General features: G+C 28.9%; 10 protein-coding genes and 1 pseudogene. 6 read left to right on the forward strand and 5 right to left on the reverse strand.

All coding sequences use genetic code 11. The annotated features are described in order from the left end of the window. Positions 1-167: 167 nt before the first annotated feature. Complete coding sequence (locus tag L3B96_RS14065) at positions 168-1,274, forward strand: GTP-binding protein (RefSeq protein ID WP_238861480.1); 1,107 nt, start codon at positions 168-170, stop codon at positions 1,272-1,274. Positions 1,275-1,790: 516 nt separating this feature from the next. Here L3B96_RS14065 and L3B96_RS14070 read toward each other — a convergent pair. Continuing rightward, positions 1,791-1,955 carry a hypothetical protein gene (locus L3B96_RS14070; protein WP_238861481.1) on the reverse strand — a complete coding sequence of 55 codons (165 nt, stop codon included), beginning with the start codon at positions 1,953-1,955 and terminating at the stop codon, positions 1,791-1,793. Positions 1,956-2,207: 252 nt separating this feature from the next. On the opposite strand from L3B96_RS14070, the gene L3B96_RS14075 reads away from it, so the two are divergent. After that, positions 2,208-3,146, forward strand: coding sequence for a GTP-binding protein (locus tag L3B96_RS14075; protein ID WP_238861482.1), 939 nt, complete (start codon positions 2,208-2,210; stop codon positions 3,144-3,146). 108 nt (positions 3,147-3,254) lie between these two features. Here L3B96_RS14075 and L3B96_RS14080 read toward each other — a convergent pair whose 3' ends face one another. Then, the gene (locus L3B96_RS14080; protein WP_238861483.1) at positions 3,255-4,094 is read right to left on the reverse strand and encodes an HAD-IIB family hydrolase; all 840 of its coding nucleotides are present in this window, start codon (positions 4,092-4,094) and stop codon (positions 3,255-3,257) included. A 247-nt stretch (positions 4,095-4,341) separates the two neighbouring features. Between L3B96_RS14080 and L3B96_RS14085 the strand changes: the two genes are divergently transcribed. Continuing rightward, complete coding sequence (locus L3B96_RS14085) at positions 4,342-5,091, forward strand: DeoR/GlpR family DNA-binding transcription regulator (protein ID WP_077830245.1); 750 nt, start codon at positions 4,342-4,344, stop codon at positions 5,089-5,091. A 54-nt stretch (positions 5,092-5,145) separates the two neighbouring features. Here the strand turns inward: L3B96_RS14085 and L3B96_RS14090 are convergent, their stop codons facing one another. After that, positions 5,146-7,137 (reverse strand): fructose-1,6-bisphosphatase, encoded by a 1,992-nt coding sequence (locus L3B96_RS14090; RefSeq protein ID WP_238861484.1) that lies wholly within the window; start codon positions 7,135-7,137, stop codon positions 5,146-5,148. 135 nt (positions 7,138-7,272) lie between these two features. Continuing rightward, positions 7,273-9,453, reverse strand: a complete 2,181-nt coding sequence (glgX, locus tag L3B96_RS14095; RefSeq protein ID WP_238861485.1) for a glycogen debranching protein GlgX — start codon at positions 9,451-9,453, stop codon at positions 7,273-7,275. A 349-nt stretch (positions 9,454-9,802) separates the two neighbouring features. Between glgX and L3B96_RS14100 the strand changes: the two genes are divergently transcribed. Next, entirely contained in the window at positions 9,803-10,861 is a 1,059-nt protein-coding gene (locus tag L3B96_RS14100) for a cell wall-binding protein (RefSeq protein ID WP_238861486.1), read from the forward strand. 216 nt (positions 10,862-11,077) lie between these two features. Here L3B96_RS14100 and L3B96_RS14105 read toward each other — a convergent pair. Then, positions 11,078-11,284: pseudogene (locus L3B96_RS14105) on the reverse strand (alpha/beta-type small acid-soluble spore protein). 213 nt (positions 11,285-11,497) lie between these two features. Between L3B96_RS14105 and L3B96_RS14110 the strand changes: the two are divergent. Further along, positions 11,498-11,692, forward strand: a complete 195-nt coding sequence (locus L3B96_RS14110; protein WP_238861487.1) for an alpha/beta-type small acid-soluble spore protein — start codon at positions 11,498-11,500, stop codon at positions 11,690-11,692. Positions 11,693-12,524: 832 nt separating this feature from the next. After that, positions 12,525-13,235 carry a YdcF family protein gene (locus L3B96_RS14115; protein WP_238861488.1) on the forward strand — a complete coding sequence of 237 codons (711 nt, stop codon included), beginning with the start codon at positions 12,525-12,527 and terminating at the stop codon, positions 13,233-13,235. Positions 13,236-13,405 lie beyond the last annotated feature (170 nt).

A 13,405-nucleotide genomic window follows, 5' to 3' on the forward strand; every position in this document is an offset into this window, starting at 1 on the left:
TCATTAAAAGTGTCAATAATAGAGAAATCATCGATTTATCATTATTGACAGTATTAGATTTTAAGGGTAGGATAAAAATGAAATATTTCTGGAAACGACCTTAAATATTTCCAGAAGGAATAACTTTTAAATATATAATTAATATTTACATAGAAAGGATTTTTTATATGACTAAAATAGATATTATTTCAGGGTTTCTTGGGGCAGGAAAGACTACTTTGATTAAAAAATTAATAGAAGAAGCGTTTCAGGGTGAAAAGCTTATGATAATTGAAAATGAATTTGGCGAGATAGGAATTGATGGAGGATTTTTAAATAATTCAGGAATTGAAATAACAGAAATGAATTCAGGATGTATTTGTTGTTCTTTAGTTGGAGATTTCGGAGTTGCACTTAAAGAAGCATTAGATAAATATTCACCAGAACGTATAATAATAGAACCATCGGGAGTTGGTAAATTATCAGATGTAATTAAGGCAATAGAAAATATAAAAAGCGAAGTAGATATTAAACTTAATAGTTTCACGGCAGTTGTTGATGCTGTAAAATGCAAAATGTATATGGATAACTTTGGAGAATTCTTTAATAATCAAATTGAAAATGCAAATACTATTATCTTAAGCCGAACTCAAAAGATTTCAGAAGAAAAATTAGAAGTATGTGTATCCCAAATAAGAGAACACAACAGTTTTGCAACAATAATAACAACAAACTGGGATGAGATTAATGGAAAGCAAATTCTATCTGCAATGGAAAGGGAAGAGTCCCTTGAAAAAGAGCTTTTAGTAGAAGTAAAGAATAGTAAGTCTGAAAATCATCAACACAGCGAAGAGTGCTGTTGCAATAATAATAAGAACCATACTAAGGAAGAATGTGAATGTGATAATCATGAACATCATATAGATTGTAATTGTAATGATCATAACCATAATCATCATACTAATGATCATGAGTGTGGATGTGGACACGATCATAATTCACATGATCATCATCATGCAGATGAAGTATTTACGAGTTGGGGAATGGAAACACCAAAAAAGTTTTCAAAAGTAGAAATAAATAATATATTAAAAACTTTATCGGAATCTTCTGAGTATGGAATTATATTGCGTGCTAAAGGTATAATCCCTTGCTCAGATGGAGGTTGGATAAACTTTGATTTAGTTCCGGGCGAGTATGAAGTACGTGAAGGAATAGCAGATTATACAGGAAGGTTATGCGTTATAGGTACAAATTTAAATAAGAATGAAATAGAAGAATTATTTGATGTATAGATACAAGCTAAATATTTGGGATTTATATAAGAATTGCGATTAAGGAAGAGGAATGAACATTACTGATAATATAGATAACCAAATCAATAAATATATGGGCTAGTCTATATTCTTAATTTTTAAGTTGGATATCTATATAGATAACACAATCATAAACTATACTTAGACTATGAAATATTCTCAAACCAGAAATGAGTGATATACTTTTGTGGAATGTTTCATTGGTAATTTTGATGGATGTGATTCTTTGGCTATAAGTTGTTCCAAATGTGCTAGTTCAAAAAGTGAGAATCGAAATTTTATATTTCGTTCTTCGAACTTTCTCTGTGAGCGCTTGTTCTTTGAAGCCAGCACTTTGGGTGCAACTTTATAGCCTTAGAATCACCCATCAGAATTACCTAGAAACTGGAACAAAAGTATATTATTCATTTCGATGAGGTATACGCATAAGTCTAGGTTATATATTGCTTATCTATAATAAAATTCCTCTCTTTAATGAATTCAAATAATTTAAATTCATTTGAGTTTATTTAGTGATATTATGACATTTTTTTGACTTATATCTGAAGAAGGACTTTTATCAATCTCGATTTCAGGGATATTTAGAGAATTTTTCTCACCTAAGGCCTTAATTATCCATAAGATTCTTTTTTGATAGTCCTGTAGTAATTTCCTATTCATGGACATTACCTCTTTTCATAGAATTTAATATGTAGTAGGTTATACTAATATAAATAAAATATACATTAAATGAAATTTTAAGATAAAGTATTTATAATTATGAGGAAAGAAATTTAGAATTAGCAATAGAAATTCATAAGAAAAAACAATTTAAGTTCTGAAATATTAAAAAACTTAAATTATGAATGTAAATTTATAGATAGAATTATGTTACATTTAATTAGAAAAATAAGTGAAAGAAGGAATTGATTTATGACTGATGTACCAGTTTTTCTTATTACTGGTTTTTTAGAGAGTGGTAAGACTACTTTTATAAAAGAAATATTTAATGATCCAGAGTTTTATGATGGGGAAAAAATTCTTTTAATTGTTTGCGAGAACGGTGTAGAAGAATATGAAGTGGAATTTTTGAAAAAACACAATGCAAATATTGTTAGCATCGGCAATATAGAAGAATTTACAGATTTAGCATTAAAAGAATTCAATCAGAAATATAAACCAACCAAGGTTGTTTTTGAATACAATGGAATGTGGCAATTTGACATTTTTGATAATGTGAAGTTTCCTGATAGATGGGAGATTGCTCAAATTATAACAACTATTGATGCATCGACATTTGAAAGTTATATGAGTAATATGAAGTCTTTATTAATAGAACAATTTAAGAATTCAGATTTGATTATATTTAACCGTTGCAACGATAAAACAAATAAATTGAAATTTAGAAATAGTGTAAAAGCTATTAATTCAAGAGCAAATATGATATTTGAATTAGAAAATGGCGAGATTGATGATAGTCCCTTAGAATTACCATTTGATATACATAAGAAAGTAATAGAATTTAAAGATTACGATTATGGGGTTTGGTACTTAGATGCAACAGAATATCCAGAAAAGTATGAAGGTAAAAATGTAAGAGTAAAAGGTCTTGCTTACAGCAATCCTAAGTATCCTAAAGGTGTTTTTGCATTTGGTAGAAATGCAATGACTTGCTGTGAAGATGATATATCATTTTTAGGTATTCTGTGTCAGACAAGTAAGGCATTTAATTTTAAAGATAAGGAATGGATCGAGTTAGAGGGTATAATTCATAAAAAATATATACAGCAAGAACAAAGGGAGATTCCATATATAGTGGTTCAAGATTATAAAAAAATAGATAAGCTTGAGGAAGAATTAGTTTATTTTTAATAGATTAGCCATGTATATAAACTTAATATATAAAAGCAGGTATATTGGAAAGTTTCTTAATATACCTGCTTTTTCTGTTTGTTAAATTTATAAATTTGTTGAAAGTTTTTAATTAATACTGGTGTCTCTTTCGATAAACTTTGCAACTCCATCATCATCGAAGCTTGAGATGACACTTGTTGCAACCGCCTTTGCTTCAGAAACTCCATTTTCAGGAACATACGAACGATCTGCAGATTGCAACATTTCAATGTCATTAAAATTATCCCCAAAAGCGATTACTTCATTTGCGTCAATCAGTTCCTTTAATTCTTTTATAGCAATGGCCTTAGATGCTTTAGAACTAAATATATCTAAAAAGTAATTATCTTTATATACATTTTTGTTAGGAACACATTTTAATATAGGGTTATCTAAAATGCAATTTTCAACATTTTTTATACGATCAAAAGAACCATACAAAACAAAATATAAAATTGTATACCCATCCTTTGGAACTTGTTCAAAATCATCGTATTGATGACAACGACCTTTGTATAATAAATGCCTTTCTGCAAAATACTCAAGATCAGATGGGTCATCAAGATTGTTGTATATGAAGTGGATATCTCCATCTTTTAATGCATACATAAATCCATAACTTTTATACTCATCAAATATTTTTATTAGATGATTTAACTGAGATATTGGAAATTCATTAATTTTTAGATATTGCTCTTTATTTAAATCATAAAATCCTATACCGTTATTTAATATGATAGGAATGTTAATTGGAATTTCACTTATCAATCTTTTTGCAGCCTGAAGGTTTCGTGCAGTTGCAATACTAAACAATGTACCTTTTTCTATTTGTTTCTTTAAGATTTTTAGTGATGTTTGTGAAACTTCTCCATTAGAATTTAATAAGGTACCATCTAAATCTGTTACATATAATATTCTTTTATTCATCTATTGCACCCCTTTATATAAGATAGAAGATTTCTGTAAAATAAGTATTAAGAGAATTTATATTACAGTAATTTATATATTGTGAGTTTAGCATAAGAAAGCTGTCAATTCAAGGAAAATAAGGATATATAAATCCATTAAAGTTCATGAGTGCTGACATTCATGAAAAAATTGACAAATGACTATTTTAAAATATAATTTATTATAGTATGTAATTAAAAGATAGTTAGAAGTGAAAGGACATTTTATGTATCAAGAAGAAAGATTATATGAAATATTAAATATACTTAGAGAAAAAACCGTGTTATCTAATAAAGAAATAATGGAAACATTTAATATATCAAGGGATACTGCTAGAAGAGACATTGTTAGATTAGTAGAAGAAGGAGTTGCTATTCGAACTCATGGAGGAATTGCAGTGCCATCTATAAGAACTGAAATTAAGGATTATAAGAGCCGCTTATCTATAAATTCAGAAGAAAAAATAAAATTGGGTAAATATGCAGCTAAATATGTTTCAACAAATCAAGTATGTTTCTTTGATGTGTCTACTACCATTGAAGCGTTATGTCAGTGTGTTGAGGATGATATCTCTATATATACGCATTCTTTAGATAACATGGAAATACTTGCTGAAAAAAAATGTGATGTTCATTTATTAGGTGGAAAATTGCAACGTAAAAATCGTTTTTTATATGGCAGTGGCACAATAAATCAAATCGAAGATATACATTTTGATATAGCATTTTTAGGTGCTGCAGCAATTAGTGAAGATGGAATTTATGTAGTTGATTTTGAGGATTCATATATAAAGAGAAAGGTAGCAGAAAGAAGTACTTTTGTATGTGTTATAGCTGATAGTGAAAAGTTCTTCAATTCCAGCACGTTTAAAGCTATTTCATTTGATAGAATAGATTTATTAATAACTACAAAAGAGCCGCCTGAGAATATAGAAAAAAGAATGAAAGACTCAGGAACTGTTATTGAAATAGTGTGATCTTATAAAAAATGAGAATAAATTATTTACGTAATTTATTCTCATTTAGCTTAATTAAATTTTATTTTGCTGCTTTATTAGCCCTTTTCTGTAAGCGTTAAGAAGCATCTTTAAGTCATCTATTTGCTGCTTGAGAGTTACACCTACATCAGTATCTTCAACTCTTTTCCTATTTACAACTTGCTCTAGTAAGAGAGTTGTGGATAATATGTCAGTCTCTTCTTTTATGGCTGCTTCGGTGGATTCAAATGGCTGATGAGATACTAACTGAAGCCCAAAAGAGTTATATATTAACGTATATCCAGCTAGTCCAGTTTTGGGCTGATATGCTTTTGAAAAACCTCCATCTATAACTAGTAGAGTTCCATTTGCTTTTATAGGACTTTCTCCATTTTTTTCTTCAACGGGCATGTGGCCATTTATTATATGAGATTCTGGTGAACTAAGCCCAAATTCATTTAGTATTTTTTTGCAGATATCCTCATTATCTCTTAAGCTAAAATAGGGATCTTTTCTTTCATAATGAGTTTCTTTTTCTTCAATAAAATACTGTTCAAATATTGTCATTCTATCCTTACCAAATAATGGCGAAGAAGCACCACACCACAAATACCACATTATATCTTCTTTATTATCAGAATCATCCTTGTCTTTTGAAAAATAGGCCTCTCTTGCTAGCATATCCAATTTGTCTAAAAGTTCTTTACCTTTATATTCTTTATCAGCTATTTTGACTTTTTTAAAGCTTCCATCTTCATTTAATGGTATGAATCCATGATATAGTAAATTGGAATTAAATTTTAAATATAAACTTCCATTTGAATATAGGAATCGAACATGCTTATTATACTTATCGCTATTAATAAAAGAGGTTTTTAACTTATCGATTAATTCTTTCTCATCATAAGTAAGTTCATATGGATTTTTAAGGTCTATAGTAGGAAAAAATGAATCTTTCAATTTATGCGTTTTACCGTTTAAGTTAATGGTTCCTTCAGCATAATTAATTTTATTTAATAAAAGCCTATGATTCATATTAAATTCAGGATGCCTTAAAATCACCTGACCTTCGAGTTTAAATAATATTATAGCTATAGCTTTGTGCATTTGAGCTATTAAATTAATTTCATTAATGCTGTATTTTTTATCACAATCCATCTTAGGCAAGAAGATATTACAGGGATGATCCTTATAAAAATCCATAGAAAAAGTTGCTAGAGGGAGAAGGTTAATTCCGTATCCATTTTCTAAAGTATCCAAGTTAGCATACTTTAGAGAATTTTTTATAACATTAGCAATACATACGTCTGAACCACAGGCAGCACCCATCCATAAGATATCATGATTTCCCCATTGGATGTCAACAGAATGATATTCAACTAAAGTATCCATAATAATATCGGCACCGGGACCTCTATCGAATATATCCCCTAAAATATGAAGTCTGTCTATAACAAGTCTTTGTATCAATTTAGAAAGAGCAACTATAAATTCCTTTGATCTATCTGTGTCTATAATAGTTCTAATAATTTGTTCATAATATTCATATTTATCTATTCCTTTAGGCTGTTCATGTAAGAGCTCTTCTATTATGTAAGTAAAATCTTTTGGAAGAGCCTTTCTTACTTTTGAACGTGTATATTTAGAAGAAACGTATCTGCATATTTCAATTAACCTGTATAAATTTATTTTGTACCAATCATCTATGTTTTCTTCTTGCTTCAATACTATCTCTAGTTTTTGCTCAGGATAATATATAAGGGTTGCTAAACTTTTTTTCTCACTTTGCATCAAGCTATTACCAAAAAGATCTTCAATTTTTCTTTTTATGACCCCTGATGCGTTTTTTAATACATGAATAAAAGGCTCATACTCTCCGTGGATATCAGTTAGAAAATGTTCAGTTCCTTTTGGCAAATTTAAAATTGCCTGCAGATTTATTATTTCAGTAGAAGCTTCGTTGATTGTCGGATATTGTTTAGAAAGCAACTCTAAATATCGTAAGTTGTCAGATATTTCATTAGTTGATAGATCGTATTTTTTCATTATTACATCTCCTTTGTTGCTATTAAGATAATATCTTCTATAACTAATTAAATTATAGAAGAAGGTTTGATAATAAACAATAATATTAATAAAATAAGAGCTTAAAGTGAATCAAGCTCTTATCATCCTATAAATTTATATTTTACTTATACCAACAAGAATCATAACAGATCTAGGTTCTATTTCAAGTGTCTCTCCAACTTGGAGCATCTGGTCAATTGAATCGCTAATGTCTTCTCCAGAAGGCATGGATGTATTTACAGCGATTCGCCATTCTAAATATATAGGGAGCTCAGGTAATTTTATATATTGCGTTTCCCAATGTGCATTGATGCATAGGTACACAATGTCATCTTCTTTTTCTTTTTTATTCCATCCTGCAAACATTATCCCAACAGTTCTAGTACTATCTGATGGATCTAAATACCAAGGCTCTATACCATGTTTACTAACAGGAGGTAAGCCACATCGTGATTCTTCAATTCTGTCTTTAATAGCAGGATGCCGTTTTCGAAAATTAATCATATTCTTAAAGAAAGTAAATAAATCATGATTCTTATATAGAAGACTCCAGTTTAACCATGAAATTTCATTATCCTGACAATATGGATTGTTATTTCCAAACTGTGTATTTCCAAATTCATCTCCATATAAAAGCATTGGCGCTCCTTGGCTAGAAAGAAGAACAGCACAAGCATTTTTTATTAGCTTTCTTCGCAACTTTATTATATTTTCATCGTCAGTTTCTCCTTCAGTACCACAATTCCAACTATTATTGTTGTTCTCACCATCTGTGTTATTCCAACCATTTTCTTCATTGTGTTTATCATTATAAGAATATAAGTCATATAAAGTGAATCCATCATGGCATGTAATAAAGTTTACTGAAGCATTTTTTCCTCTTATATCTGGATTATAGAGGTCATAAGATCCGGTAATTCTTTCAGCAACAGTGGCAGCTAACCCTGAATCACCCTTTAGAAACCTGCGAATATCATCTCTATATTTTCCATTCCATTCACACCATCTTTTCCAAGATGGAAAACTGCCGACTTGATATAATCCACCTGCATCCCATGCTTCAGCTATCAATTTTGTATTTGCAAGAATAGGATCAAATGCTAGGCTTTGCAATAGTGGAGGATTATTCATTGGTGATCCATCTTCGTTTCTACCGAGGATTGAAGCTAAATCAAATCTGAATCCGTCAACACGATATTCTGTAACCCAGTAACGAAGGCAATCTAAAATCATTCTATGAACAATTGGGTGATTGCAATTTAAAGTATTTCCACATCCGCTAAAATTATAATATTTACCATCTGGTGTAAGCATGTAATAAACATTATTATCAAACCCCTTAAAAGATATATATGGGCCATATTCATTGCCTTCAGCAGTATGGTTAAAAACAACATCTAAAATAACCTCTATTCCATCTTCATGAAATTTCTTTATCAAAGACTTCAGTTCATCACCTTCTTTATTACGTTCAATTCCAGCAGTGTAACTGGTGTTTGGAGCAAAGAAACACACAGGATTATAACCCCAATAATCACAAAGCAAATTACCTCTAACATATCGTGCATCAAGCATTTCATCAAATTCAAAAATTGGCATAAGTTCTACTGCATTGATTCCAAGCTCTTTAAAATAAGGAATCTTTTCGGCTAATCCGGCAAATGTTCCAGGATAATTAACTTCTGACGATGGATGCTTAGTAAAGCCCCTTACATGTAACTCGTAAATAATCAAATCTTTCATAGGAATTAAAGGCCTTTTACTGTTGCCCCAATCAAAATCATTAGAGACAACTCTTGATTTATATTGATTTGCACATAGTGTTTTTGTTCCCCATACACTTTGCCCAGCAATTGCTTTTGAGTAGGGATCAAGTAAAAATTTACTACTATCAAAAACTAATCCTCTTTCAGGCATATATGGACCGTCAACACTATATGCATATTCGAATTCTTCAATATCTAATCCAAGTACTATCATAGAGTATACATTACCTATTCGATAATATTCAGGAAAAGGAATGACAGCATAAGGTTCACACATAGCAGTCTTAAATAAGAGTAGTTTACATGATGTTGCGTTCTGAGAGTGGATAGTGAAGTTAACACCCCCAGGTATAACTACAGCACCATTTTCTAGATAAAATCCAGGACGAATTTTAAATCCCTCAAATTCGTCGGTGGGGATTAAATTTTTCTGAAGCGTTTTTACAAATTCATCGAAATTTACAGTATTTTTTAAGGTATTTATATCTAGTTCTATATTCTCAGCAATTGAAAATTTAGAAGTATCCATAATATATTTTCCTCCTTGATATTATTAGGATCCTCTTACTTTTATTATATTAGAACGAATATGATTTGAATCAGTGAATGAAATCATTATTTAATTATTACTTAAATTGTTGTATTAAGATTCCAATTTACATGTTTTGAACTAATTAAGTTAGAAATATGGGATTAAGATATTTAAGTTGTGGTATAATTTTCATATAAGCTATTAATTGCACAAAATTGGTTATATAAAAAATAATCTCTGATGAAGGGTAATATATTATAGATAATAAACAAAATGAAGAATGTTTTGTATAAAACAAATGGAGAAACTATATACACTATAAGATTTGGGAATGAGGGGGAAATAGATGACTAAAAAAATAATTTACAGTTTACTTATTGTAGCAGCGGTAGTTTCTGCAATACCAAAAGAAGTTTCAGCAGAATGGAAGCATAATAATACTGGTTGGTGGTATGAGGAAGGAAAATCTTATAGTACTGGCTGGAAACAAATAAATGGATCATGGTACTATTTTGGTAATGATGGTTATATGAAGACTGGATGGATTTTAGATAAGGTTTGGTGGTATTATTTACAGGATAACGGCGCTATGGCATCTGGTAAAACATCAATTAAAGGTAAGGATTATGAGCTTGATAATAATGGGAAATGGATAAATAATGCTCTTCCTAATAAAAATGTTAATATGAACATTAGCAGACCTCCTTCAGAGGAAAAAATGAGTACAACCCCAGATTTTAGCTTGTTTGATGAAAACGGAAATACGTATTTTAAAATTCAAGATAGCTATTATTTAAAAGGTGTATGGAATATAGATGGTAATATATATATTTTTGATGAAAATGGTGTGTTGCAAAAAGGCGAATATACGTCAGAAAGTGGCAGAAAATATAGCTTAGGAGATGATGGCAAAGTTATAGAATGTCTTAGTGACAAAAATTATAATTTATGTCCAGAATATGCACTGACTACTAAATCAACTACAGAGAATTATGAAGTTAAATTAGATGATAATAATATGTTTACTATAACTGATGTCAATTCAGATGACCCAGAAAAGGATGGAGTAAGAATTGAAGATGGAACAGGTTACAAATTAGACAATACCAAACCAAAGGCAACTATTAATGGAAACACTTTATATTGTAGAACTAATCAAGCTATAGATTTAGGAATGATAAAAGTAAGTAGTGTAGATGATAAAAGTTCATCATTTCCTAATTTAATAGCATTGTCTAAGAGTGAAGATGATAGTGTTGCCGTTTCAGGAATAAATTTAAGTTTGGAGGATGGATTTTTTAAAGAGATTCATCCAACAGTTATTGCATACAAAGCAGGAAAAACTACTATTACAATAAATGTTAATGGAACCAAGACTTCATTTGATGTAGTAGTTACTGAATAATTTTCTATACTGATAATGCATAAAATTTATATTTTTATGGTTGTTAAGTTAATTTTAATATATATTTAATGTTGAATTAAAATATAAACTCAAATAGAAGAATTGAGGAATTTATATAAGTAGTAATACAAACTTAAATGAAAAAGAATATAAATATTATATTTTGACTAGTTACATAATTTTAGTAACTAGTCATTTATTTTTTGGAAAAGAAAATTATTTGTCAATTAAATTTTTTTCATATTCCTCTATCATTTTTTGGGTCATCAATCCTCCAATTGGTCCACCTACAAGTCCGTTTAATTTTGATGACTTATTTCATTTATAATTATCATTAAGTTCTATGTCAAGTTCATTTCCAAATTCTATTTTTAGCTTATCTAGTTTTTCTCTAGCTTCCGGAACTAAAGGCCTTCTGCTCATAATTTAACACCTCCATATCAGTATTAGTTTTATAAATTTATAGTAAAATATACTTAATAAATTATTGAATTTAAATGAATGGAACTTGTGAAAAATTAATGGAAAGGAGGATTTTAACACTTTTTTTACAAGTATTTGCATAGATTAAAATTTATGAGAGTGGTTAATATATTAATGCCAAACAAAATCATAGATTAAGGGAGGTAGATTAAGATGGCTTCAAGAAATAAAACTTTAGTTCCAGAGGCAAAAACAGGTTTAAACAGATTAAAAACTGAGGTAGCTTCAGAAATTGGGTTAAATAACTATGAAAACATTGATAAAGGGAACCTTTCTTCAAGACAAAATGGTAGTGTTGGCGGAGAAATGGTTAAGAGAATGATAGAGGGTTATGAACAAAGTCTCTAGAAATAGATATTTAATGTCGTAACTCGGTTCATTAATTACCATAGATCCTAAAATGAAAGTTAGTAGAACATAGCTAATGATTTATGTTCTACTAGCTTTTTTTATGTATGAATTTATATTCAAATGAAGTCTATGGAAAACAAAAGAGAATAAAAGAAATTAGAAGCATAGATGAGATTATGAAAAATAATGAAAATAAAATGAGATAGATGGCAGAAAATTCATATGGAATTACCTTACAATATGGTATAAAATGTAAAAGAAGGCAATTAAACATATACTCAAAGGAGTTGAATAATATGTTATATTTATATACTATATCAATAAAGTTAAGTTGTTTATCCTTAATATTACTATTATTTAGGCTTGTTTTAAACAAGAATAATATTAATATTTTTGGTAACAAGGAAAAAAGAGGTCTACTGATAACCATACTTATTATTAGTATTGTGCCAATAATCAATATATTTTTTGCAGCTTCAAGTATATATGCGTCAATTTTTATGAAAAAGGAAAAATTTATAAAATTCATCAATGAATAGCTTTAGTAGAATCTAAGGCTATTTTTTCATGAATTTATTACCTCTATAAACTACCAATAAAAAGTATATGAATATTTTTCATCATAAAGTAATTATAAATATGGTTAGGAAAATAATTTATAAATATGAAATTATTGATATATATGACAACGATATTACGATATTATTATATATTTTATAAGATTTATATAAGCGTATTTCATCTTTCTCAGTTACAGATATAATATTTATAAGAAGCTTAAGATTAACTAAATTATGTATAGATAATTAATCTGGAGGAGATGAGTTTGATGAAAATTAGATATGTGCTATCGGAATTATGGATTGCGTTTGGTTTCCCAAGTATAATTTTAGGAATCATAATTTTAGCATATTACTTTTCTAAGAAGAGAATAAAAGAGAACATAGTTTTCTGTAAAATTTTTAGATATGTCAAGATATCATCTTGCATAATATTTATTTCTTTTATAATAATAGAAGCTTTAATAATTAACTATCCAAAGTATAATCGAAATAGCGACGATTATATTATTGTACTTGGCGCAGGACTTGATCATGGAGTAGTTCCTAATTTAATACTTCGGGAAAGACTTGATATTGCTATAAAATGTATGAAAGAAAATTTAGCCCAATATATCGTTTTATCTGGAGGACAAGGCACAGATGAAAGTATATCAGAGGCACAGGCCATGAGTGAATATTTACAGGCTAAAGGGATAGAAAAAAACAAAATAATATTAGAGGATAAATCAAGAGATACTAATGAAAATCTAAAATATTCTAAAGAAAAGATTGAAGAATTTAGTAACAAACCAATAAGTGATATAAAAGTAAAAATAGTAACAACAGACTTTCATGCTTTTAGAAGTAGTGTTTTAGCAAAGAAGAATGGGTATAAAAATTTTGATAATTATTCAAGCACTATGCCTTGGTATTTTGTACCTTCAACATATGCTAGGGAATCCACTGCAGTTATTAAGAGTATATTGCTTGACAAATAAATGAGTGATTGTGAAATAATTATACTACAACAAGGTCTATAAATTTAACTTACAACAACAAACGATTACAAGCACAAGATATACATAATTAATATATAATAATATAAAGGATTATATATTTAGTTAGAAGGGGATAAGTATGTTGGCGGTAGTTATTTTAGTTTGCATAG

This window comes from Clostridium sp. YIM B02569 (assembly GCF_022320765.1).
Lineage (GTDB): Bacteria > Bacillota > Clostridia > Clostridiales > Clostridiaceae > Clostridium > Clostridium beijerinckii.

Bases quoted from the DNA above. Each gene is read 5' to 3' on its own strand.
- L3B96_RS14080 (WP_238861483.1), bottom strand. From the start codon at position 4,094: ATGAATAAAAGAATATTATATGTAACAGATTTAGATGGTACCTTATTA.
- glgX (WP_238861485.1), bottom strand. From the start codon at position 9,453: ATGGATACTTCTAAATTTTCAATTGCTGAGAATATAGAACTAGATATA.
- L3B96_RS14100 (WP_238861486.1), top strand. From the start codon at position 9,803: ATGACTAAAAAAATAATTTACAGTTTACTTATTGTAGCAGCGGTAGTT.
- L3B96_RS14090 (WP_238861484.1), bottom strand. From the start codon at position 7,137: ATGAAAAAATACGATCTATCAACTAATGAAATATCTGACAACTTACGA.
- L3B96_RS14065 (WP_238861480.1), top strand. From the start codon at position 168: ATGACTAAAATAGATATTATTTCAGGGTTTCTTGGGGCAGGAAAGACT.
- L3B96_RS14075 (WP_238861482.1), top strand. From the start codon at position 2,208: ATGACTGATGTACCAGTTTTTCTTATTACTGGTTTTTTAGAGAGTGGT.
- L3B96_RS14115 (WP_238861488.1), top strand. From the start codon at position 12,525: ATGAAAATTAGATATGTGCTATCGGAATTATGGATTGCGTTTGGTTTC.
- L3B96_RS14070 (WP_238861481.1), bottom strand. From the start codon at position 1,955: ATGAATAGGAAATTACTACAGGACTATCAAAAAAGAATCTTATGGATA.
- L3B96_RS14110 (WP_238861487.1), top strand. From the start codon at position 11,498: ATGGCTTCAAGAAATAAAACTTTAGTTCCAGAGGCAAAAACAGGTTTA.
- L3B96_RS14085 (WP_077830245.1), top strand. From the start codon at position 4,342: ATGTATCAAGAAGAAAGATTATATGAAATATTAAATATACTTAGAGAA.